The 24,224-nt window shown below is 58.5% G+C and carries 18 protein-coding genes; 9 read left to right on the top strand and 9 right to left on the bottom strand.

Annotated elements, in window-relative coordinates; genetic code table 11:
• The first annotated feature begins 1,691 nt into the window (after positions 1-1,691).
• The 5 genes from ABIB80_RS34555 (at position 1,692) to ABIB80_RS34535 (ending at position 6,500) form a co-directional block, all read left to right on the top strand.
• Positions 1,692-1,946, top strand: coding sequence for a hypothetical protein (locus ABIB80_RS34555; RefSeq protein ID WP_354129121.1), 255 nt, complete (start codon positions 1,692-1,694; stop codon positions 1,944-1,946).
• An 896-nt stretch (positions 1,947-2,842) separates the two neighbouring features.
• Positions 2,843-3,115: a hypothetical protein gene (locus tag ABIB80_RS34550; protein ID WP_354129105.1), complete on the top strand. Its 273-nt coding sequence runs from the start codon at positions 2,843-2,845 to the stop codon at positions 3,113-3,115.
• Between the two features lie 750 nt (positions 3,116-3,865).
• Positions 3,866-4,066, top strand: coding sequence for a hypothetical protein (locus tag ABIB80_RS34545; RefSeq protein WP_354129104.1), 201 nt, complete (start codon positions 3,866-3,868; stop codon positions 4,064-4,066).
• A gap of 771 nt (positions 4,067-4,837) precedes the next feature.
• Positions 4,838-5,185, top strand: a complete 348-nt coding sequence (locus tag ABIB80_RS34540; protein ID WP_354129103.1) for a hypothetical protein — start codon at positions 4,838-4,840, stop codon at positions 5,183-5,185.
• Between the two features lie 877 nt (positions 5,186-6,062).
• Complete coding sequence (locus ABIB80_RS34535; protein ID WP_354129102.1) at positions 6,063-6,500, top strand: hypothetical protein; 438 nt, start codon at positions 6,063-6,065, stop codon at positions 6,498-6,500.
• A gap of 466 nt (positions 6,501-6,966) precedes the next feature.
• Here the strand turns inward: ABIB80_RS34535 and ABIB80_RS34530 are convergent, their stop codons facing one another.
• Both ABIB80_RS34530 and ABIB80_RS34525 read right to left on the bottom strand, forming a co-directional pair.
• Entirely contained in the window at positions 6,967-7,179 is a 213-nt protein-coding gene (locus ABIB80_RS34530) for a hypothetical protein (RefSeq protein ID WP_354129101.1), read from the bottom strand.
• A gap of 2,351 nt (positions 7,180-9,530) precedes the next feature.
• Entirely contained in the window at positions 9,531-10,283 is a 753-nt protein-coding gene (locus ABIB80_RS34525; RefSeq protein ID WP_354129100.1) for a hypothetical protein, read from the bottom strand.
• A gap of 521 nt (positions 10,284-10,804) precedes the next feature.
• Here ABIB80_RS34525 and ABIB80_RS34520 point away from each other — a divergent pair.
• The 3 genes from ABIB80_RS34520 (at position 10,805) to ABIB80_RS34510 (ending at position 16,999) form a co-directional block, all read left to right on the top strand.
• On the top strand, positions 10,805-11,143 hold the full coding sequence (locus tag ABIB80_RS34520; RefSeq protein WP_354129099.1) for an H-NS histone family protein: 339 nt from the start codon (positions 10,805-10,807) through the stop codon (positions 11,141-11,143).
• Between the two features lie 377 nt (positions 11,144-11,520).
• Positions 11,521-11,919, top strand: a complete 399-nt coding sequence (locus ABIB80_RS34515) for a hypothetical protein (protein WP_354129098.1) — start codon at positions 11,521-11,523, stop codon at positions 11,917-11,919.
• Positions 11,920-13,618: 1,699 nt separating this feature from the next.
• Complete coding sequence (locus ABIB80_RS34510; RefSeq protein ID WP_354129097.1) at positions 13,619-16,999, top strand: AAA family ATPase; 3,381 nt, start codon at positions 13,619-13,621, stop codon at positions 16,997-16,999.
• Positions 17,000-17,046: 47 nt separating this feature from the next.
• Here the strand turns inward: ABIB80_RS34510 and ABIB80_RS34505 are convergent, their stop codons facing one another.
• From ABIB80_RS34505 to ABIB80_RS34485, 5 genes are all read right to left on the bottom strand, one after another.
• Positions 17,047-17,238 (bottom strand): hypothetical protein, encoded by a 192-nt coding sequence (locus ABIB80_RS34505; RefSeq protein WP_009859246.1) that lies wholly within the window; start codon positions 17,236-17,238, stop codon positions 17,047-17,049.
• Between the two features lie 192 nt (positions 17,239-17,430).
• Entirely contained in the window at positions 17,431-19,044 is a 1,614-nt protein-coding gene (locus tag ABIB80_RS34500) for an NAD(P)-binding domain-containing protein (protein ID WP_009859245.1), read from the bottom strand.
• A 617-nt stretch (positions 19,045-19,661) separates the two neighbouring features.
• The gene (locus tag ABIB80_RS34495) at positions 19,662-20,711 is read right to left on the bottom strand and encodes an HD-GYP domain-containing protein (RefSeq protein ID WP_354129096.1); all 1,050 of its coding nucleotides are present in this window, start codon (positions 20,709-20,711) and stop codon (positions 19,662-19,664) included.
• 88 nt (positions 20,712-20,799) lie between these two features.
• On the bottom strand, positions 20,800-21,123 hold the full coding sequence (locus tag ABIB80_RS34490; protein WP_354129095.1) for a PilZ domain-containing protein: 324 nt from the start codon (positions 21,121-21,123) through the stop codon (positions 20,800-20,802).
• The gene (locus ABIB80_RS34485) at positions 21,120-22,070 is read right to left on the bottom strand and encodes a DUF2336 domain-containing protein (protein WP_354129094.1); all 951 of its coding nucleotides are present in this window, start codon (positions 22,068-22,070) and stop codon (positions 21,120-21,122) included. The genes ABIB80_RS34490 and ABIB80_RS34485 overlap by 4 nt, the downstream gene beginning before the upstream one ends.
• 478 nt (positions 22,071-22,548) lie before the next feature.
• On the opposite strand from ABIB80_RS34485, the gene ABIB80_RS34480 reads away from it, so the two are divergent.
• The gene (locus ABIB80_RS34480; RefSeq protein WP_354129120.1) at positions 22,549-22,932 is read left to right on the top strand and encodes a hypothetical protein; all 384 of its coding nucleotides are present in this window, start codon (positions 22,549-22,551) and stop codon (positions 22,930-22,932) included.
• A gap of 123 nt (positions 22,933-23,055) precedes the next feature.
• Here the strand turns inward: ABIB80_RS34480 and ABIB80_RS34475 are convergent, their stop codons facing one another.
• Positions 23,056-23,574: a hypothetical protein gene (locus ABIB80_RS34475; protein WP_354129093.1), complete on the bottom strand. Its 519-nt coding sequence runs from the start codon at positions 23,572-23,574 to the stop codon at positions 23,056-23,058.
• Between the two features lie 218 nt (positions 23,575-23,792).
• Positions 23,793-24,224, bottom strand: a 432-nt coding sequence (locus tag ABIB80_RS34470) for an integrase core domain-containing protein (RefSeq protein WP_354129092.1), incomplete at its 5' end; no start/stop codon positions are given.

Here is a 24,224-nt window from a genome sequence, read left to right as displayed (position 1 = left end):
CGCTAAATCCCTGATCAGTGAGCTGCTTAAATCGCCGTTCAGCCTCGGCGAGCCCCTTCGGATCAGTTTGTTCAAAGAAATGTCTGCTGTCGCCCGCGAGGTTTCCTTCCTCATCAGAGGCCTAGCATTGCGGAGTTCTCTTCCATGGGTCCATCACAATCTGGGTACCGCGACGCTCGAACTCCACAAATACCTGATCCGCCGCCACTAACGCCGGCACGGATCGGCGCGGTCGATCCGCCGCGACCCGACCCGCGCCAACGCGTAAGGCGCCGATCTCGACCGTTTCACGACGTCGCGTACCAACCGTCAGGAAATGGAATGAGCGGCCAGTGCGTGTTTTCGGCGTTGTCTTTCGCGGCGGCGGGTTTACTCGCAGTTGTAATATCGGAGGGGCAGTCCTCCACCTCAGCATCCCTCGCCGGGCTGCGCTCGGCGGACCTCAAATCGATTTGCATGAACAAAGCTCCCCACCGGAAGCGCGGTTAAATTTGCAGGGTTCAAAAGTCGATCAAAACTTAATCACCCAGAGAAGATATCGGGTCGCCTTGGTTAGCGATGGGAGCGCGAACCTGACTTAGTTGGTGGGCAGCGCTATCGGGCGTTGCCGCGCGGCCAACACTCATCCCTCGACCGAAAGAGACGGCGCGTCACAGTCGGCATGGTTGAGCAGGCAAACGCCGAAGCCAAGGCGCTGCTCCCTCCGGGGTCTCCATCCGGTGACTTTGTTGGTAGGGCCGTTGGTATCGCGCCGAAAGCGTGTTGGTAGAGCGGACGGGATCGTCACATCGACAACTTTCTTCCGCGCTCGTGAACCCGCTTTGTTACCCTTGGATGAGGGCCTCTACATCCTGAGCATAACGCCCGTGAGTGATGTGTCGGCATTGCCGCCCCCGGCTTGGGCGCCGGTGTTAATGCCGGGGCCGCTCCGCCGGCTCAATCGCTCCTTGGGCTCATCCTCGGCATATTGCTGGGCATCGTGCTCCGCGAGCTTTGGGCGCGGTGTCTCCACAGGAAAAACTGGAGCGCGTAAAGTAAGCGGATGCGATGACGGCGCAATCGATCTAATATTCTGTTGTTGCACTGGCCGCGGGGTGCTGGAGCAAAGAAAGCATGTGTTACCAGTAACCCTCGACGACCTCTCGAGGCTCGTCGGGATTATTGGCTCGTTGGTCGCACTCGCCATCGCCATTCGCGGCGAAATGCGAGCCTCCCGAAGAGGCAAGCGACCGGCCAAGCCGAAGCCGCAGAGCCGAAGACACAAGAATTGAAAGAAGGCCGCCGCACGGGCGGCCTTCTCTTTTCCACACCCACGACACTCAGTAGCTCTCGCGGGCGTGGAGCTACTAGGAATCGATATTTTGCGCGCTACTTACGATGCCGTTTTGATGGCGGCATGCGCACTCGCCGATTTATGAAATGGGCCGGTCATTATCCGCCCCGCAGCCCCGCTGAATGGCTGGCTGAGGGCCACGTGACCTGCAACATCCAATGCCTGAACGGCCGCTGCCATCGTAGGGTCGACGTGCGGCTCGATACACTCCCGCAGGATCAACCGTGGTCGCGCGTCGGGTTGCGCCTGGTCTGTTCAGCATGCGGCGCCGCAGGATCTGTGCATATCGTTCCGAACTGGCATGACAGTCGCGGGCAAGTCAGGCCAAGCATGGACGCTTGAGGTTTTGATTCCAGCGATGAAGCACGTCACCGAACGCCCTTTTGCCGATCCGGAAGTCGCCGCGCGTCAGCTCGTTCAGCTGGCTTCGGGCATCGAGGCAGTACAGGACGGCAGAATCCATATCGAGAAGATCAACTACCCCTTCCTTTACACGCTCAAGGCAAGCGGCGCAGAGTTCGGTGCCGGCATTAGGTGCGCTGTCGAAAAGGGCTGGCTGGAGCTACATGAGAGCGGCACCTATGTGCGGCTGGTGACAGCCGTAGGAACCTAGCATCACTGCCCGGCTTGCTGTCTTGCTAGCTCCTCTCCTGAGCTGGCGGAGCGGCCCCGGCCCATCCTTCCAGCCCCCCTGAAGCCGGGGCCGTCTCTAAGCCGCGCGGCCTTGCCTTACTCGGCGGGGCTTCCTTGGGGAACATAAAGCTGCGTCCAGAGTCTGCCCACGTAGTGGCGAGACGTTCCTATGACATCAAGACAAGATTCCGTCCGATGTCCCAAGTGCGGCCGACCGACACGGGTGATAGAGCGCATTTGGAATTCAAGGCCACCCGGCTTCCTCCGGATCTTCGAATGCGAATGCGGCGAGTTGGTCTGGGAAGAACAGCCACATGAGGACGTGGAGGCAGGCCTTGAACAGGGCGCCCGCCCTACGCACGCCGATGGCCGGCAGATTTGAACCGCAGTTTATCTGCCAAGGCTGCGGTAGTCGCGGCGCTGACGTTCGGCCTGTCTTTGCCACTCCAAAGATGGGAACCAACGTATAAGGCCCGCCAGCGTGAACCCGGCGCATACGGACCATGCCGCCAACTGAGACGACCTTACTTCTGGGCGTTCCGCTTATAAATACACGCGGTGCGAACAAACGAAGATTATAATTATCACAATCTGTTCTCGCCCGGAGAACAGCGGGGCCGCCAGCGTGACCGGTGGGCCTCGATCTTCAATGCGAACTGAACCTTCACACTCCACCCCCATACTCAACAGTATCCGGGATTTTTGCTGATCCCCATCTCGGGGCTGGACTGAAACAAGCGCCGCCGGGATGCACATTTCGAGTCCGGCGGCGTGATTTGCGACGCGCTCCCTAGCTTGAACCCGCGGGCCAGTTTGGCGAAGGCGGGTAAGGTGGACACTAAGCGATTTACGGCGCGAGTTGGCGCTTGGAGCCCCATGAACATCCGTTCTGGTCTATTGCTGGCCGCGATTTGCTGCGCATCCGGAAATGCTTGCATTGCCCAGCAGGGGGCGGCGGGGCCAGACGGGCTATATCCACCACCGCCCGAGACTTCCCTGCCCAACCAACGGACCCGCAAGCGTGCCAACACAATGGGGCAAAAACCTTCGTTGGTGTCTAAGCCGATGACCTGGGAAGAAGAAAACGCCCGACAGCAAGCGGATGAAGATCAGCTGAAACGGAGAATGAATATTTGCCAGCGCTGCTGAGAGACAACATCCCAGAGCTTCCCCACGACGCCTGGTAGCTCGCGCGCTTTCGCCTCCTTCTCGTAGTTGTGAAGCCGGTGCAGCTTGTGGGGAAACAGTCAGAGCATCAGATAGGGCAGTTGCGGGATTGGAACTGATGCTATGCGCTCTGCTTTGGCGGTGAGTTTCGTGGTGCTCCTGTGCACGTCGGCCGACGCTGCAAAGGTGCGTCACTCTCGGGCACGTCAACCCGCGGCGGAACGTCCGAGCCTGGATGTCAATTCTCGGGCGCGCTTCGCAGTCCCCGGATGGAGTGACGATGCAACGCGGCGATGGCTGGATAATGCCTCCTCCAATGTCGGCCGCGGTGGCTAACGACCGAAATCGCTTGCGGACACTACGGCCGCGCCAGACATTCGTAGCGCGTTCGAATGGAAAGGGAGCCAAATGCGTAGCTCTCATAATCGCCGGCGTCGCCCTCGCTTCGCTAGTTTCAGCCGGGGCGGCCGATGATGGTCCCGCAGACAAAACAAAGAAAATAGACAGCTGCAGCTACATGCTTATGGATGGGCAGTTGGTCGATCTACCCGTTGGCGCAAACGTCTGCGTCCGCTCACCCGCGCCATATACAAACGAATACGCGCTGCTTCACTGTTATCCGCCCCTTCAAGAGATTGACCTCGTAAAGCGCGGCGATTCCCGGTGTAGGGAAAAGTACGAAGATCGCGAGCGGAAAAGGTAGCCTGATCGGCTCAAGGTCGGGAGGTGCAGATGTCTCATTTCATGATGGATTGTTATTTTCCTGACGTGACGAAGCCGGATGGGGTGACCTGCGATTCTTTTCCGATCAAGGCTCTAAATGACGATGACGCAATCGCAGAGGCGAAACGGGTGGCGATCTGGAAAAAACCCCTACGGTATGGCGTTCTCATTGTCAGCAAAGCCGGGGATAAGACTATCTTTCACTCGTAACCCGGCCGAAGGCTGCGGTCTAACGCCCCCTTTTGCTCAAATGAAAACCCGCCGGCTCCGGTAGCCGACGAGTTCTCTATGCCCATGCGTACCGCGGTACTCGTCACCAATCCGCGATGCTGCATCGTAAGGCGGTACCTATTGACGTCAGGTTACCGCCTCAACCGCAGGCGATGTGGCATCAGCCGCTGCCGGTCGCGCTTCCTGTGCCGCCAGCACGGACCGGCGGTCGAGGAAGGCGCTGTCATCAACCTGTGGCATAATCATTGCAGAGTTGAACAGGAGTGGGATTTCAGTGCCCAGTCTGAGACAAGAGCGCCGCCGGGGGGACTGGCATTTCGAGCCCGGCAGCGCTCTCCCTTACTGTTCTGGCTCGCCTGCGGAGGGCCCCGCCCAAGCTTTGCGGCTGGAGCGGGCCGAATGGCAAATCAGGGCTATTTGGCCGCCTGCAGAACCGCCGCCGACCGTCTGGCGGCTACCTCCGCACGCTGATCATCCGATAGCTCCTCCGCATGCGCAGAACAAACACCCGCCTCGGGGCGCTTCCGCCTTCGTCCACAGGCCTGCATATTTTTCCCAAGTTGCGGCATTTTACGCGCGCAACCTATTGATTTCGCGCATTGGTTGAGGTTCAGTGCGCCCTGTTGTTTTTAGCCGGGGGGCTTTTCACATGCGTAGATTTGGCGTCGCGGCGCTTTGCGTCGCGCTGGGCGGCTGCGGACTTGCCGCGCGCCGAAGCGTGAGCAGCAACAAGCAGCAGCTGCTGCGGCCATGCAGCAGGCCTTTGAAAACTGCAAGGTGCAATTCCCCGAAGGCACCAAAAACATGATCGAGAAGAACAAGTGCAACGCCACCGCCGCGCTGGCGATCAGGCCTTTCACGACCTACACCGACTTGTTCGATAAATACTGCGCCACGCGAGCTGTCATAGCCGAACGCGTGCAGGCGGGAAAAATGACGGTGGCCGAAGCTAACCAAGAGGCGACCCAAGCTCAGTCAGACATCGCAGCAGAGGAGCAGCGCCGCAATCTCGCAAATCGATCGGTAGGTGCTCAAGAGTCGGCCTGCGCGTTGGCTTTGCTGAAGACTCTCCTGACGGGACCACGCTACTTCCGCTGATTAGGGGTCCGGTCTCTCGCTTCAACGCGGATGGGAAATGGCAACCGGACAAGAACAAAACCGAAGGAGTCTCGATACATTCGGACAGTTCGCTGGAAGTGGAAACAGTGGTCAGGAAGGGGACAAAGCAAAGAGAAGGAAGATTTCAGGGATATTCACCAAGAGTGTTATCCGCGCATCGTCACGCCCCCACCTTCTGTAGAGGTCACGGTCAGACGCTACGATTCTCGTGTCCTCATCGTTTCTCCGACTGTTAATGTCGACGACGCAGAAGACCTAAAACACGTCATCAATTTATTTCTTGAGCTGATCGGTTACTGCGAAATCACAGCGACCGACCTGAAGTCGCTCGTTCCCCCACACATAAAACAGATCAACTGGAATCTCTTGCCTCCAGGCGAGTACCCATGGAGTAGAATGAAGAGCCACCTTACCTTCGCGTCGCGCAGGGCATCTGAAGGTGTGGCGGCTGTCATTCAGGATCGCCAGGAAACCTTAGGCCCTTGGACCGAACACCATATACGTCGGAGTCAATGGATTTAGCGATGCATTGCATACGAATTCAAAACACAAGATCTAGTGGTCCTCGAAAGCATCCGTCGCGACAACGCGATTTACGTATTCGGACATGATTGGGAGGCGGCTTCTCGGCTGTCGAAGAAGCAAATTTTGGATGCGTCTCTCCAAACGGCGCGCATCGTGCATTCGACTGGCTGGAAGGAAACACTTAGGGCTCTCGTGGCATAAGCAATGCTAGAAACGCCACGCTTAACCAGGGCAACAGGCCCGGCCGATATGGCGCAACATGACCGAAATCCCGCGGTGATTAGAAAATTCAAACAGGCCTTCAAGCGTCGGCAACAGAGGTTAGCAGGCCATGCAGTACGTGAAGTTCGCGTTTAAGGTACTTGTGATCTGCCTATTAGTGACGATCGTGGGTGGCTATTTTTATCTGGTATATTCGGGGGAGCTGCCACGACCTGACATCAAGGCATTAGGCGAGCAGATCGCGCCTTCTCTCGCCTCCGGCGGGTCCTCCATCGGGATATTGGCGATCGGTTTGTCCTTCCTTTTGACCGCGATCGCGCCGTTAATCTACGCAGCCAGATCTGGAGACGTCTTCACGGTAGTGGTCAGCGTCGTTTCACTTGTCGTCTGCTTCGCCATCCTAGCGTCCAGCAGGACGGTGATCGACATGGTTTTGGCAGCGATCGTGTATTTTACCAGCGCTCTGATTTCTGTGGTCATGTATTCGTCCAGCTGCGTCGCTGCGGCCGTCGAGAAGAGATTTCAGCTGCCGGATGGCGGGACGTGATGGTGGCCCAGTTGAGAGAGATTGGACCAATAGCCCCGCCGAGACCTCCGCTCACAGCGGGGGCTCGGTTTATTCGCGGCTTCCAGCGCGTGGGTCTTGCCCTTGCTGGGCTCATTGGAATAGCAGGCATCGTGACGACCATTGTCATCGCTCTGGACCAACAATCCTCGGCTGAGCGCAGGTACACGCAAGCAAAGTGCGTCTACGACTAGCTAACCACCGGCCAGCCTGTCAAAATGCTGGAATACAGCAAGGGAAAGATCGACTACGACGGATCTGGATGCTACGGGCCGGGGTATCGCATGGTCGATTCGAGATTGTTGGTGTGCAGCGGCATCATACCCTCCCGCTTCGGGCCGCACGCGTATATGAGCGCGCAAGGAAAGGCGCAGCCCAATTCTGACTCTCCCTTGCGCCGTTGGCCTCAGCGTCGCGCGGCACAATGCATTGCGCGACGCCGTAGCGATTACTTACGCTCCGCGTCAGCCTCCTGCTCAAGCCGCAAAATATGTGCGCGCAGCGTGTCAAACCGCTCCTCGGCAACGTCGCTGAATAGCGGGTCATTGTGACTCGTCGCGGCTGAAGCGATCTCAGTCCAATCTTGAGGCTCGAGAACCTTAACTGCCACGGGAAAAAAATCGCGATCTTCCATCCTCATGTGACGGCGCTCTATGATCATGGCAGAGCTCCATAAACGGGTCTCAATATAGTCTTTGGTCGAGTGTCAGCATTTGCGACAGATCAATCCGAGACAATACGATTTTCAGATCGCGGACCATGCTCGCGATTGCCCTAGCCGCAATTTAGACCCATATTCTGAATTGCAGATGCGTGTAAAACGGGAAAGCCGCGGTGAGCAAGCACGGATCGTGGCTGAAAAGTGCCATTCCCCTCCCCCTTGCAACGTCGCTAACCCGCATGGACCTTCGCGGCGCCATGCGCCGTTGCGGACGCGCGTGGGATGATTCCACCGGTAAGCTGACGCACAAGTAATACAAAATTATGTGGCACATCTTTCGCTTGGAGATGCTCGACAAATGCCGATGTCTCCAAGGACCCGGATGGGGGCGAATGACGGTAGCCTCAGTGTCGGCCAGAAGACGGCCATAGCAAAGGCTCCCGGAACCTGAGTTCTTGTCAGGTTTCCTGGTGTTGATGAGGTTCACCACCGATGCCCTACCAGCACCTCGCCCGTGTTGTGATGCGCCTCCGACTTCTTCATGGCATCCCGCTTACTCAAACATGGCGTCGATCTTGGCCAACATCGAGTAAAGGCTTTCAGCCGAGGCCTACCCGTAAGCGAGAAGGCGCCCGGCCGCCCGGCGAGGACCCGCCGGCAAGCCGCCGCGTCGAAGGTCGGCTCCGAAGCAGGATGAACCGCTCGAGGCGCAGGTTTACTCTACGCTGCTCCGACTGAACATTTCCGCCTCCAGAACCGGAGCTGAACGATCACGCGGCACCTGATACGATCCAAGCGCAGGGCAGAACGTCCGGTGTGGAAAGAAAAGGAACCAGATGCGCGCACTTATAATCGCAGGCCTGGCGTTCGCCTCACTGGGCGCAGCCAGGGCCGATGACACTACGGCGGACAAGACAAAGCAAAAGACAATTGCAGCTACATGCTGATGGATGGCCAGTTGGTCGATCTACCGGTTGGCGCGAACGTTTGCGTCCGCTCACCTGCGCCATATACCAACCAATACGCCCTGCTTCACTGTTATGCGCCCCTTCAAGAGGTCGACCTCGTAAAGCGCGGTGATTTCCGGTGTAGTGAAAAGTACCAAGATCGCGAGTGAAAAAAATAGAGGGGCGTGAACCCGAGCTGTTCGCTCTGGTCCGAGTCACGGCTCGACGAAAAAGCCCTAGCGCTGCTTGGATGCGCTAGGGCCCATTCTGTACCGGCCCACTCGCAGTTAAGACCGGTGCGCGTACCATGGCCCATAAACGTTTCAGAGTGGTTAGTTGGAGGCTTCCGCTGTTCTAAAATAGTTCGGCCAGTTGCAGAAACTCGCAGGCGGCGCAAACAATCATTCCCCACAGCGCAAAGTTTATCTGCAGAGCTGCAACCATGCTTCCCTCCTTGTCGGCCGTGCTTGGTGCTACGGTTGATGGTGGACTTGCATTTTCACCATTTCCCCGAATTTACACCGATTCCAACGTCTCAACCGCCCGCAAGAATACTGGGTGGGACTCTCGATGAAACACGGCAGAACGTCGGGCTATGCGTCCGCCCTCTTCCGCATCAGGGCAAGACGTGGCGCAGGCGCAACAGCCTCCCATGTTCCGCTTCGGAACACATGTTTTGGACTCAACCCGCAAACCAGGTTCTGCAATCATCGCCAACAGCCGGGGCTGGAAGTGTCCATTACGTAAGCACTCAATTTTCCCGGGACAATAAAGGCCGCAGGAGATGAGCTGATCCTGCGGTCTTTTTCATCTCAGCGGCGGATGTGGCAATCTCAGGAGCGGAGGGCGCGGAGAGTGTTGCGTGCTTGAAAGGAAAAGCTCCCCGAGCAACTTGGAGCTACCAAAGACGCCGATCAGCGAGGCGATATCGATCAGCTTGGCCGATGTTTCGCCTTGGAGTTCTCCCAGGCGACCTTGAAGCGGCGCGCTTGGCTTCATCGAGCGAGCCAGCTTCCCCGAACGGCGGACCGGGAAACGTCACGATGGAGGCCAGTGCGGTAGCGCACGACGTCCTTATTCGCCCCGTACAGAAGAGCTGGCGAATGCATTTGAGGAAGCCGATCGCCTTCCCAAAGCTGCACGTCGTGCTCGCCATACATTTGCTAGGCTCGACGTCTCGCCGCTTGCTCGTCAATACAGTCAAGCTTTGCTGCGCAGATCACTTGCCGCAGTCCACCACGAACACTTTGTACCCGCATGATGGCAGTCCCATCCAAAAAGGGGATCGTCAGGTTAATCGAATGTCCGTCTAAGGCAGCGCCGAACTGAGTGCAGGCGCGCGGAACCTTTGTACGTGTGGCAATTCGGCTATAACGGCGTGAACTCATCGATCGCGGGGCTGCGTCAACTAACCCGCTCAGTGTACGCGCATCGGTGGCGTAGCTTTACCGTCTGCCGAACCGTGCGGTTCGAGCTTAAAATCGAAAAGCCCCCCAGCGTCATCAGCAGCACACCTAACGAGGTTACCGTCCAGCTGCGCGGCTCGTCGCGCACCTCTTCATTGTGCGCGGCCATCGGGATAGCTGGAGGTGAGTCGGCTCGCGCGGCCGCGGCAAGCTTCTCCACGTCAACTTGGGGCGGCACGGAGTGCTCGGGCGTGAGCTGGGTGATAGGAAGATCCGCGGCGGGTCGCGCCGGCATGGGGGCCGGCGTGCCCGCATCGAAAACAGAAGCGGCATCGGCCACCTTGAGTTCGTGTGCCGGCGGCGTCTGCTGAGCCCCCTCGGCCGCCGATGAGCTTGGCAACTCCGCGCGCGCATCGATCACGGGGCTCGCCCTTTGCTGCTCGGCCTCGTTCTCGACGGAGCTGGCGGCGCGGTTGGCCACACGACCATGAGCCGGTTGTCGCACTGTCGCGGTGCCTTCGGCTAGGAACCAGCATTTGCGGTGGCCGTCCCGCCGATAGACCCAGTGCTGACGTGGGCCATGCGAGTTGCCGGGCCGCGGCAGGCATTCCGGCTGCACCGATGAGGTTGCAGCGGGCTCGCGCGGAGCAATATTGAACAAGTTAGTAAAAGGGTCGGAGCACGCTGGTGTCGCCGGAAGACCTCCGACAAGGACTAAACCGGCGAAGTAAAATCGCAAATGACGGGACATCGAAAACTCCCGGTGCTGCGCCCCCTACTCGGCACGAGCCTTCGCGGCGACATGGGCTCCGATGCGGCTTAAATCTGGCAACGTGATGGATTAATTGTGCTCCTGGCCATCCGAGTTAACAGGCCATCCAACACTCTTCGGTTGCAAAACGGGGCAGCGCGTTCAATTAAGTCGAGCCACATGCGTTACGTGGGGCGTCGATCCCGCTCGCGATCCGCGACGCGGCCGCCCGGTTGATCACTCGCTGCAGTGTTTGCGCTCACCTTCGCAATGGCAATGTGGAAGCGCAACTGGTCGAGCGGTAGGTTGTGGATAATACGATGCCGGTGTGCGGGCCGGGGTGAGGATTCGCCTGGCACCAAATTAAATGCTCCGTCACGATATTACCGCCATCGCGCCTTTCTCCCGTTTACCTCCTCATTTAAATGTGGATTGTACGACGACTATATAACTGATGGCTTGTCTGCTCCTTCATTCCCGACTTGTCTGCCTGGGCCTTCCCCCAAGAGTTGGATCGAGCGATGAACACCGAGCATTTCAATTCGCTTTCCCTTGACGAACTTTGGATACTTCACCAACAGGTCGCCGCCACCCTCAGTCAGAAAATTTTGGTGCAAAAAGCACGGTTGGAGGAGCGGCTCCACAAAATTGGACTGGCCGAGAAAGCTGTACGGTTCGATCGTAAGCGCCGTCCATACCCGCCCGTTCGCCCCAAATATGGCAACCCAAAGAACCCGGCGGAGACATGGTCCGGCCGCGGCAGACTGCCTCGATGGCTGCGGCCGCAGCTTCGAGGTGGCCGGAAGTTGGACGATTTCCTAATCGACCAGGCTTCGGTTCAAAAGCGGCAGACAAATTGAGCGCCGCGATCACATTGGGAAGAAGGCCCACTGCAATGATTACGACGGATGTCCAAGATCAGGCCATAGCCGCGAAGATGACCGGATAATTGACTTCGAGAGGCAATCGGCCAGACTGCACGTCAATAGCGAGCAAAGCAGATTGCACCGCATCGCTGGTGCCGGACACATGATCCATCAGTCCGCGACCGCCGAGGTGATGGCAGCGTCGACGAGGCCGCTGCATTCATGAATAGCGATCAGCCAAAGAATGCCGCCCCCGGGCGATCCATAGCAGACTAAGCAAAGCCGCGCGGCGACGGAGCTTACGGGCCACCGGCAGCCACTCTTCTGCAACTGGCCTCCCGTCCCCGCCAGGCAGCTTCGGAGACTCGATCGTGTCCAATCTCTACTCCATGAAGAGAAACGTGCACGCGACTCGTCGCCTGTTCGCCCCGCTCAACAGCAGCGTTGGCAACTTGCCCAGGATGCCGGGCATCTTCCCGGACTGCCCCGCCCCCTCGTCCGCAATGTGCCTGCGGCGGTGGCCCACAAGGGGAAGCGGGATTGGGTCAGCGACGATCTGGACGTACGCGGAGGGGCACGACTTTATCCATGTCGCTGTGACCGGAGCGCCGGCTTTGCAGCTGCACCACCTGCTCGAGTTCGAGAGCCTCTATGGCGAGCTCATCTGCCAAGCGTTCGAAAAGTGCGCGCTTTTGCGGGTCGCTCGATCGCCTGCTCATAAGGGCCAAATCCGCGGCATCGGCACGGAGTTTGTCCAATTTTTCCCTTAGGTCCGCCATGGTATCGGCCCCGTCCTAGACCCACCTCGCCGTGCGTCACGGGATGCAGGTCAGCGGCGGAACACGCTATGGGTTCTTCGTTAATTGATTGTTAGGCCGATATTCGTGAGGGCCGAGATGTGTGAACCAGCGCCCGCTGGCCTTGCCGAACGCGTCTGCGGCTATCCGATCAATGCTTCAGTGCGCACACGTGGTCACGAGCAGCATGGTCCGGCTGCATTGCCAATCGGACCCCAACATTGGTTCATGGACTCCACGAGGAGTACCGACGGCCATAGTAGTACCAGCCGCCACCAGAACAGCGGCGGTCAGCGCGAGCATTCGACAGGTTGCCAAGTTCCACTTCATTGCGCTTCCCTCCAGTGGAAGCACGCACGCTAGGCTCAGGAATACCTCCCGCTTGTGAACTACTTCACACGGCCTTTCCTAACAGTCATCACAGTCGCGTACAGCAAGCACGCTGCGTCAACCGGCGGCCCTCGAGGCGCTAGGCCCCCGAGGCGCAGTCATACGTGATGCTGCAGTCCCCAGAAGGCGATCAGCAGAAGGGCTGCGGCCCCAATTTCCAGCAATAGGAGAATGGCTTCCAGCATGACGAATCAAGCCCCGCCCAAGGGAATCATACACATGGGTGAAACTTAGTCATCGTGGACTGGCCTGCCCCGGGCCCGATCTGATCAAAGAAAAACCCGCCGGCCTAGGTCCGCCGGGCTCTCAATTCCCATTCCTATCCCAGTGCTCGTCACCAGTCCGCGATAGGACCTGTTCTAGCGCTGGGCGATTGACGGTGTGTTACTTGCGCATCGCGCACCACCGGGCAAACCTGAGCCGCTGGAGCGCCTATACGGCACGGATCAGGCGCATTCCGACTTCAGGTGGTGCCCGGGAAGCTCCTGCCTCCTCAGGCCACCTGCCCTTCGTTGAGGATGGGACGGACCAGTCTGCTGCGTTTTTCAGGTAGGCCGCGGCGAGGCATCCAGCGCCAACTCGCGCTATGTGTTCGCCGCCAACGAGACACCACGTCGCAGTCAACGTCTTCGATAGATCACGCCTTCGGACTGTCCCATACTCCAGGCGATTCCGACCATGATTTGGATCAAACAGAGCGAGAGCTTCAATTGGTTGAACTCTCTTATGAGCAAGAGCAGCTGTAGCGATCGAGCTCGAGCTGGCATTGGCAGATTTAACTCGTAGCAAGTCGCCGTAGAAATTCATGCCGACTCCCAGGCAGTCAACTGAAATCTGTCCCATTCCAACTACTTGCCGTGGAGAGTCTAGAGGAGTGGATATCCTCTGGCTTTCTATGATTGAACTTCAAAAGCCTTAACGGCGGCGAGCTTCCCCAATCTGCCGGTTGAGCGGTCGACCAATTCGGGCTCCTGATCAACATGGAGACTGCGGAGCGCTCGACATCACCGTGCCACCCTCGTCGCTCACCATGGGATCTCCTCATGAGCGATGTAGGGACAGAAACGACAGCCACAGCCGTCGGACGGAACACTTACCATGCTTCAAGAGGTATTTAGGTGCGACGAATTGCGAGGCTGTTCACATATACAGGCCAGACAGCATGCTATTGTCGGTGCGATAAGACCGAACTGCTTTGAATGGATATTCGAATGCGATGAAGTAGCCGAACCAAGGTTTGGCTCTGACATGCTGAAACTTTCGTACACACCAGGGTCCGGCCATGGAAATCAAGACTTGGCTGAGAAGGCTAGGGCTGGGACAGCATGAGTCCCTATTCATCGCGAATGCCATCGATTGCGATGTGTTGCCGCAATTGACAGAAGGCGACTTCGAAAAGATCGGCATCCCACTTGGCGACCGCAAGCGCCTGATGAATGCGATCAGTGCGCTTCCCTCCAGCCCTCCCTCGGCTGATGCGAATACTGCAGTTGCGCAGTACGCGGAACGCCGCCACCTCACGGTGATGATCTGTGACTTAGTCGGTTCGACCGCTTTGACGGCACGGCTTGATCCGGAAGATATGGGCGCCGTCATAGATGCCTATCACGCTGCTTGTGCTCGCATCACGCGCTCCTATGACGGCTTTCTCGCCGACTTTCGCGGAGACGGCATCCTTGCGTATTTCGGCTATCCCATTGCGCACGAGGACGATCCCGAACGAACGGTGCGAGCTGCACTGGATATCATTGCTGCCGTCGCACGGCTCGAAACCCGCGCAGGAGAACCTCTCGCCGTGCGTATCGGCATCGCCACCGGCATGGTGGTAGTCGGCGACCTGGGTGGCGAGGGTAAGCTTCGGGAGCATTCCGTCGTTGGGGGCGCTCCTAATATCGCGGCTCGCGTGCAAGCCTTGGTAGAGCCGAATACAGTGGTCGTCGCTGATTCGACGCGCCGTCTCCTTGGCGATATCTTTAATCTTCGCGATCTTGGGGCCCACCAGCTCAAGGGCATCAGCGCGCCCGTCTGCGCGTGGGCCGTTCAGGGCCTCTCCGCTTCCGAGAGCCGCTTTGAAGCGGTGCGTCCGGCAGAGCGCGCCCATCTCATCGGCCGCGATTCCGAGTTGGAGTTCCTGTTGGAACGTCAGCGTTTGGCTCGCACCGGCGAAGGCCAGATTGTTCTCCTCTCCGGCGAGCCGGGTATCGGGAAATCGCGCCTAGCAGCCGCTCTGGCTGAGCGTGCAGCTAAGCATCAACCACAGATGCAATTTCGTTATCAGTGCTCGCCTTATCACGCCAACAGCGCACTTCATCCCGTGGTCGAGCAGTTGGAAAGGAGCGCCGGGTTTAAGGCGGACGATTCGGCCGAGATGCGGCTTGACAAGCTGGAGGCGCTGCTCGCGCTGAGAGCGACGCAAGTTCAGACGGTGGTACCCCTTTTTGCCGCGCTGCTATCGATTCCGTGCGAGGATCGTTATCCGAAACTGCAGCTAAGCCCCGCCCAGCAGCGTCGCCGAACGCTTGCCGCGCTCCTCGATCAATTCGAGAGCCGTTCGCGCAAACAGCCGATCTTCTTGCTCCTCGAAGATGTTCAGTGGGCCGACGACACCACCCTCGAATTGCTCGACCTCGTCGTAGAGCGAGCCCGACAGTTGCCTATTCTTGCGCTGGTTACCTTTCGACCAGAGTTCGAGCCTCCCTGGACTGGTCTTGCAAATGTCGGAAGCCTGATCCTCGGACGGCTCAACCCAGATGATGTCAAAGGTGTGGCCACGCAGGTGGCTAACGGTCGCGCGCTTCCGATCGACGTGATGAAGGAGATCGTCACAAAGACTGACGGAAACCCGCTCTTTGTGGAGGAACTCACAAAGGCTGTCATCGAAGCAGGCATCCTGGTTGAATATCAGGATCGCTATCAGCTCAGGGGGCCGTTACCGCCTTTCGCCATCCCGGAAACCCTCCATGACTCCCTGATGGCGCGGCTCGACCGCCTGCACTCGGTGAAGGAGATCGCCCAGATCGGCGCCACCATCGGTCGCGAATTCTCCTATTCCTTGATGCTGGCTGTGGTAGCTCGAGAGGACCCATGGTTGCAGCATTCCCTCGCCGAACTCGAGGAGGCCGGACTTATTTTCCGCCAAGGTGAGCTGCCGGATGCAATGTACAGCTTCAAGCACGCATTGGTCAGGGATGCGGCTTACCAAAGCCTGCTGAAGAGACGGCGACGGCAACTTCATGCTCAGATAGCGCGCGCCCTAGAGAACGGATTCAAGGATGCCGTCGTGAACGACCCTGAAATCCTTGCGCACCATTTCACTGAAGCCGGCATGCTCGAGCAAGCGACGGACTATTGGCTCAAGGCTGGAAAGCGCGCGCTCGGCCGCTCTTCCAATGCCGAGGCCGTAAAACATCTCACGCGAGGAATGGAGCTAACCCAGCAACTGCCGAGCTCGCCACAACGGGACCGCAAAGAATTAGATTTTTATCTGGCCCTTGGGCCTGCAGTTGCCGCGACTGAGGGTGATGCCGCGCCTGAAACGTCGCGGGTCTTCTCACGGGCTCGCGCGCTGCTTGGCGAAAGCGCCAGCCTAGAAGAACGGATGACGATCCTGTGGGGCAACTACCTAGCCCACTTCATGCGCGCGGAGTATGGCTCAGCGCTGGAGGACGCCCGGCACTGCCTCGCGTTGGCCACAGAGTATGAGCATCCCGGCGTGTCCGTCCTAGCCACACGGTTCATTGGGCAGTCGTTGCATTTCACGGGTGCCTTCGCCGATGCACGCCAACACCTCGATCGCGCCCTCGCACTATGCGCAACCAATCCAGCCACGATCTCGACCTATCGCCGCTTCGGAGTCGATGACGCGGTGAATAGCCTGGCGTGGCTCTCGACGACGCTATTGGTCCTTGGCTATCCTAAACAGTCTACAACAATCGTCGAGCGCACAGAGACTCTTGCCCGAACGAGAGAACAAAGCTTTACGACAGCCCTGGCTCTGGGGAACATAGCCGTTTTGGGCACAATCGGCGGCGACGCAAAGCGCGCCTTGGCTCACGCCGATGAGGCGATATCGCTCAGCATCGAGCATGAATTTGCGGCAATCGAACGAAGAGCACGTTTTTTCCGTGGAGCACTGTTAGCCCAAGCAGGAGACCTTCAAGTCGGGATTGAACTGATGCGCAGCGCCTTGGCGGCAACTTACCGCAACTCTGAGCGATGCCGCCGCACTGTGTACTTGGGCCATCTCGCCTTCGCCCATGCCCAGCTCGGAGAACCTGAAGTCGGACTCCGTCTGCTGGACGAAGGCGTTCAGCTGGCCGAAGCAACAGGTGAGAGGTTCTTTGAGGCCGAGCTGTACCGTCTTAGGGGCAGCATCAACCTAATACTCGGGAGGCGTGACCAGGCAGAGGTCGAACTGAAGCGAGCAGTGGCCATTGCGCGGCAACAGCAAGCCCGCTGGTGGGAGTTGCGTGCCTCGATCTGCCTCGCGCGGCATTGGTGTAACGAAGGCAGATATTTCGAAGCTACATCCCTCGCAAAACCAATATACTCTTGGTTTACCGACGGTCGGGATATGCCCGATCTGGAAGATGCCAGGAATCTCGTGGACGAATTAAGCTCAATTTCAGCACCGAAAGAGAAGCCAGATCACGGCAAATGCTAGCCAACGCCGCCCAACATCATGGCCGGCGCAAATTGATTAGCGCCCGATCAACGCCTGCCCTTCGACTGCTTTCGAGACTTCCGACCCGTTCGTTCAAGCTTGCTAAGGGCGCTCTCGACATCCTTGATCGCCTTTTTGAGCTGATCCTCACGCTTCCCGAGAATGGTTTTGAGTTCTCTCCGCTGCTTGGCGGTCAATGTAGTAAAATCGATCACTTTCGTAAATGCGATGAAGGCCATTGCTAACCTCACGATGATGGTGGTCGTCAGGCGGTGATCACTACGTGCAAGGCAACAAACTACAATATTCTCCAATACGACCTTTAGTCAAACGGCATTTCCACAATACTCAATTGGCTTTCTGTCCACCGAGCATCCGTCGAGCGTAGAATAGATCGTCGCGTCGCACCTCGCGAGCATAAAGTCGCTATGTCACCTCCCCTTTTTCTTCTTGAGCTGCGTCGTTCGCGGCGGGCGCTTCGTTGGGGCAGGTCGGGCGGACTTTGCAGCCGGAGATTCGTGCTGTGGCGTTGATCGTAGCAACAAGCCACGCAGCGTGGCAAACTGGTGCTGATCCAGCTGATTGGCGAAGCTGTCGAAATTCGCAGCGTCACTGCCAAGCTGGCTCAGCCAAACAAACGCATTGTCCAAGGTCCGCAGCTCAGGCGTCTGATATGACAGCAGATCGCGGTAATAATTGGCCGAGTCGTCGCAAAACAGATCACGCGCGATTCCGTTTACCAGCCGCCGCACTCCATACTTTATACCCGTGATGGCCGCTCCTGATATGCCGTGGCTCAGAAACGCTCCGAACGTGAAGTTGTGTATTCCTCTAAGGAACGGAGCGGCGCCGCGGTGCCGCTCCGTGAATTCAAAGGTGTCACCCAAATAGGGATAGCGTGCGAGTGACTCGCTTTCCTCGCCCGATGGAGGCGTGAAGCGGTCGCGCCAAAGGGCTATTTGTTCAAAAAATAGGGCGAGCTCGGGACGCGCTGAGAGATCCGGTTCGACACCGCTCGCAAAAATCATGAAGTCGAATTCGAATCTGCGATTCCTGCTTCGAACCCTTGCAGTACCGCAAGCTTCGTCGATGGAAGTCCATGCGCAGTCGGGGTGCCAGGCGAAATTCTCAAACTCGCGGCATCGCCAATAAGCGTCTTGTGTGGGGGGGACCGGAAGCTCGTCAAGAATGTGGCGCATGAACCGCCAGCGGTCCAGGTCCGTCAGCTCACCGAAGTGGCCCAACATACCGGCAAAATTCATCCAAGTGAGTGGGTTGACCCGCGGCATCTCCGAACGGCGGAAGCAAAGGTCTACTCGCGCCGCGCCCGCCTCAAGCGCGAGAGCTGCGTTGTCAAAGGCCGATGCCCCGGCACCAAGGACGCCAATGCGTTTTCCCGTAAGCTTGCGAAAATCGATATCATCGGCCGAATGTGCATAAAGATCTTCCGACAAATCAGCGACCAGAAACTTAGGAGCGGCCCACCTGCCACTTCCCTCAAAGCCTGTCGCAAGAATGATCTTTCTTGCATATACCCGCTCAATCCCTTCGGAACGACGAAGATGGGCAAGGAAGATACCATCCGCCGGTTCAATCAAGATTAGTTCGACCTCGTTCTCAACCGGGAGATCCAGAACGTCTCGGTACCAATCCAGATAAGAACGCCATACCTCCTGAGGGAGGGTATCTATGCGACCCCATGCTCGCCGCCCAAATTTTTCCTCGTACCAGGCCCGTACCGTTAGACTCGGGACGCCGAAATCAATTCCAGTCACCTCCTTCGGCGTGCGCAACCGTTCCATCCGAGCGAAACTGCGCCAAGGTCCTTCGAAACCGCGTGGGCGGCGATCGATGATCCTGAAGTTTGTTATGCGCTCAAGCCTCAAACCGAACGCGATTCCCAGTCCGCTCTGTCCAGCGCCGACAATCAGCACGTCCAGAACCGGTACTCCGTCTACAAATCGCGGGACTGTCCACTCCCGAGCCGGATAGTCCAAATAAGTCAGCTCGCGTCGAACGCGCTTCGTGAGTTGGGACACGCTCATGGGACGTTCCTGCCGATGCGCTCTTGTAGACGTGATGTTTGCATGCTTGCAGTTCGGCTTAGTTCTGTCCCTTTATAACAGGTCCGAGTGCAGAAAATCGACCGCCCGACTGCCATTGGGTTTTGCACGCACCGATTTTGGCCCGCTACACAGCGGACTACTTCTTCTGCGGTCACTCAATGCTGGTCCACGTGACATCGAGCCATCATTTGCCTCCGATCGTGAGACACGCAACATCGACATTCACCGCGCGTATCCGTGACGATCCGATCGTTAACGGACCGAAAGACTCAGGCTAGCTCGCCAGCAGGTAGCCCCCGAGCGGCGAGCTTAGTTGCGGTCCTGACGAGGTCCCTGCCCGCCAATCGACATAGTGCCGAATTGCACGGGTCCATTCATAGCTCGTCACCGTAGCTTTTTGCGCGAGCTCCGCCCGGATCGTCAAAACTTGCAATGAGTTCAACGTTTTGGCTAGCGTTGAGCTCCGGGAACGGACATCATCGGCGCCGGTCAGGATGTCCAAGATGGGCCCAGAAGCCGAAGTGCATGGAAATAAGACCGCCTCCGATCAGCCTTGAGTGAGACGTGGAATATTCCTGCATAGGCTCGAGCAGAATTCATCTGCTAAGCGCGACATCCTTGAAAGAGGCGACTAGCGCCCTCTCCAGCTTTCCCCTGATGCCGCAGAGAATCTCGTACGCCGCCGCGCGTGGCATTGTCGGTTTGTACGGCCGGTGTTCGATCAGCGCCGCAAAGATATCCGAAATGGTCAGAATGCGCACGATGTCGGTGATGTTCTCGGCGCAGAGGCCGTCAGGATAGCCGCTGCCATCGAGATATTCGTGATGATGCCGGACCGCATCGAGGACTTCGGGTGAGATGTCCACGTGCCCTTTCAGCACATCGTAACCCACCGCCGGGTGGGTTTCGACCAACGTTCGCTCCTCGTCGTCGAGGCGTCCTGGCTTGTCCAGGATCGCCAAGGGCACCCTCGCCTTTCCTATGTCGTGGAACATGGCAGCAGTGGAGAGCCGTTCAAGGTCACTTTTACGGAAACCGAGGCTGAGGCCGAAATCGACCGCGACGCCGGTCACGAGCAGGCAGTGCTGGAACGTTCCCTCGTGATGGCGCCGCACCGTGGCCAGCCATTCGGATAGCCCATGCTCGGAAATCCGGTTGGTGATCTTGCGTCCGGCCTCTTTGGGACCGGCGACGTCGACCCGCTCCCCGAGGGTGATGGAGGTGAACATCGACGCAATCGCGGTTGCTGCGGCCTCAACCGCATTGTCAGGCTGCGAGATGCCGCTCGTCGACCCAGTCTCTCCGCCGGCTGGATCGGCCAAAGCGGCCAGGAGCTTGGCCGGCTCGATCTTGCCAGACAACACCAACGTTGCGCCGAGCGCATAAGCTTGCGAGATGCAAACGTGCGAGGTTTGCTCGACGAGGAAGATGCGCTTCTTTGCTATGGCGAACCGGGCAGCTCTCTTTTTCAGCGCGGCAATGTTTGCGACCGCCCGCAGGTCGGCACGGACGACGACCGCGGCAGCAGCGTGCGGAAGCTTTGCTTCTACATCGAGCCGCTCGCCGGCAACGGTGAACTGCCCTCCAAAAAGCGAGCAGAGCCCGAAGAGCTTCTCGGAAGTGTCGGCCAATACGTGCACGAGCATGACTGGTGCCTTCGTTCGTGGGGTGCCCGGCTGAATGGGCCTCGTCGGTGGTCCAAGGTCATTGGCTCACTTGGATAACACCGCTCGCTCAAGTTGGTTTGTGCGCGCCTCTGTCGCTCGCGGTCGTTTGGGCCTTCTTGCCGTTTGCTTGGACAAAGTGGACGCCAGCCGTGGTTCCGTCGATCCAGACCAGCTCGCAACGTCGATAGGCCAGTCCCGTCGACGACAGCAGCATGAAGAACTCCTTGGCCGAGAGAACATCGAGCGACCCTTCGACTTCGATCTTGGCGCCGGTGTTCGAGATATCGAGCAAGACGCAGCTTCGGCGCCAGGTGCCGTCGGAGCCCATCAGGTTCACGGGCTGTCTGTTGTCCATGCGCACCCGAGACGCCTTGCGACCGTCGAATTTCATTGGTTTCCTGCCGATCTTGCAGTGCGACCGTGGGCGCCCGCGGAGATTTCTCCCCAACGAACGGACCATTGGCTGGTCGAGAGATGAAGCGTTTCAAACAGCAACTGAGCTCGTGCGCATTCGCCTAGTGAAAGCCCCGCGCCGCGAGTGTTGAGGACCGCCAGCGTGGTCTGCCAATTCAAGCGCGATGCCCGGCACGCCATAACCGGGCCTTCGTAACCGGACTCTGCCATAACCTGCTCGATGGCCTCAATCGGTGCTCCCGACAGCACCGACAAGGCCGTGAACAGGTTCGCTGTCTCACGCCGGATCGCGAACCGATTGACAGTCGAGTCGTTCAGCTTTCCGCTCCGATTGAGCGATATAATCTCCGGCCTCGCAGCGGCGTACTCAGTGTCGCAAGGTCCCTTCGCTGTCGCTAATACTTGCGAGCAAGCGTTTGCGTTGGAAGCCTTAGGCGCCGGCCGTGGCGATGCCGACAGCAGCTCCCGAACCACCATGTCCGGGGTGTCTGGCCTCAGCGTCAGCGCTTTCGTGATCTCGTCGTCCTCCACAGCCCTACGGATCAAGTTGGCATAGGCCGCGCCCGAGAATTCAGCGCCCGGATTGCCGATGATGGCCAGACAAGTCTTGCTGCTGCCGCGCTGCAATATTGCCTCAGTCACTGGGCTTTCGATTCTGCGCCGGCCAGCAATGGCGAGACGGTGATCCTCGCTGCCGGACGTCGCGATCGCCACGAGATCGGCCGGCGACAGGGCGGGAGATTTCATAAGGATCGGGACTGCGACCGCCGGATCGTTGCACGAGGCGAGACGTCGCAGGGTCTTCATCGGAGCAGTACCCAGCTCGGCGAGCGTCGTGCTGAGCTCGGCGAGCGTCCCCGGCGCAATCCACGGTGCTAAGCGAATTAGAACGTCGTCAAGCAGGCCGACCTGCGGCTCTTGCAATCGGTTATTACCGTCGAACGAGCAGCTCGGTGGTGCGCCAGAGCATGCGCGCACAACGTTCGGATGAGCTCCTCGCGATGGTGGCATCCAACTCAGTAATGAGATCGGCCGCAGAAACTGCCCTCATTGGCTGGCCCCAAATTCATTTTAATATCGCCACGTCAAATCAAACGTATTACGCGCGGAAGTTGTTAAGATTCCTTTATATGCCAAATCGTTACATACGAGAGGCTGTTATTATTCAACTGAACGGCGGTCATGACAAAACAAAGCCCGGCCGGAGATCGAGTCCCGGCCGGGCCTTGTTGAAGACTGAGCTGTTGGAGAAGGACGGCCCAGTGTCAATACAATGGACAGGCTCGCCCGCGCCTACCTTGATCTACGTCAAGGCACCCCTATCAGAAGGCGCGCTCGATTCCACCGCATGAAGAAGCCAGACCTGGCATTGTGCGCCACGGTCCAACGCAAGGAGCAAGCCATGATAAATCTGAAAGTTCTTGGCGCGTTCGTTATTGCGGCATCCGCCCTGTCCAGCTCTGCTGCACTGGCCCAGGCGGCTCTCTCCAATCCGGACGAATGCCAAGCTGAATTCGCCAACTGCACGGGTCTTGGAACCGGGACTACCCCCATCTATCGATATCGGCGAACGGCGCATCGCCATCCGGTGGCGGCGGCTGCAACCGTCGGCGGCTGGAGCAATTCCTACGCCATGTCCGGCGGGATGGGGTACGGCGGCGGGATGGGGTACGGCCAGAACGGCTGGTACGGCAACTGGAGTTCGTATGCTACCCGCAACGGCATCACCTGCAGGCCCGGCACCAATTTCAAGGGTGCTGACGGTCTCCAGCATCTCTGCCAATAGGTGATCCGCTAGAGGCTAAATCAGGCGGGCCCAAGTGGCCGTGTGACTCTTGGCCCCAAACCCGACACGCATCCTGTCGGGTTTGGCGTCCTAGGGCAAAGCGGACGCTATTGAGTACACATGTTAAGCCGCAGCCTGCTCATCCCCGCCTATGGCCGCGTTCAGCGCAGCGACCGCCGCACGAACCTCCTTGCCCGCCATCCTTGCCGCATATTGGCCTGCAAAGCCGAGATCGCCTATCTCGCTTAAGGTGCTGTCGGACGACGACGCCATGTCGAGTATCGCGCACACCTTGTGGCGCAGCTGGCCGCGCAAGGTCTCGGTATCCAGCGCGCGAGCCAACTCCCCTTGGGCATCCGGCATCTCAGCATCCCAGCTCCCGGTGTCGGCCTTGTCGCTTGCCCGATGTCGAACCTCGCCGAACCGTTCTTCGGGGCCAACCCAGGCATGGCCGTCCCAGATCTTAACGAGCTTGTTGCCAATCCAGCGCGCCCGTTTGTTTTCGACCGCCCAAATCAGTTGCTTCGCGCTGACGTCCACCATCTCGCGGTCCATATTCGGAAGTACAGGCTGCTCGCCGCTCTCGCCTTCATCATCCCGCACCTCATTGTCGTTGGCGGCGATACGGGGCGGAGCGTTCAAGTCTCGCCAGAGCCGGAGGCCCACGAATGTGGCCTCATCACCCTGGCGCTTGCACCACGTGATGCAGCCAGCAACAGAAATTGCTTTTTCGAGCGAGCTAAGCCTGAAGTCTACCGTCCCAACTGGGCTGGTATCGATGACTACAACCTTGTCTTTATGCGCATCAACAGTACTCCGCTCCTCACCGTCTATTACGATCTCAAGCAGGTCGCGGGCAATCAGGCCTGTCTGACAGTATGAACCGCCCCGGGTTTGCCGGAGGCTATTTGGTTTAAGTTATGCCGCCATGGCCGGTTGTTCCAGCGTTGCTCGGCTTCGGCTGGCGGGATGTTGCCGATGGGCTCCAGGAGCCGTCGGTTGTTGAACCAGTCCACCCATTCCAGGGTCGCGAACTCGACGGCCTCGAAGCTGAGCCATGGCCCGCGCCGATGGATCACCTCGGCCTTGTAGAGGCCGTTGATGGTTTCGGTGAGAGCGTTGTCATAGGAATCTCCGACACTACCAACGGAAGGCTCGACGCCAGCTTCAGCCAAGCGCTCGGTGTACTTGATAGAGACGTATTGGGCGGATTCAAACGGTCGTCGCAACACCAGGAGTTTGGAGGTTGCGATGAACGTTGTAAGGCGCAGATCGGCGCGGTCAGGACGAGC

The sequence above is a fragment of the Bradyrhizobium sp. i1.15.2 genome (assembly GCF_040548425.1).
GTDB classification, from domain to species: domain Bacteria; phylum Pseudomonadota; class Alphaproteobacteria; order Rhizobiales; family Xanthobacteraceae; genus Bradyrhizobium; species Bradyrhizobium canariense.
Note: the sequence above shows the minus strand (reverse complement) of the source record. Positions and strands in the feature narration are given on the sequence as shown.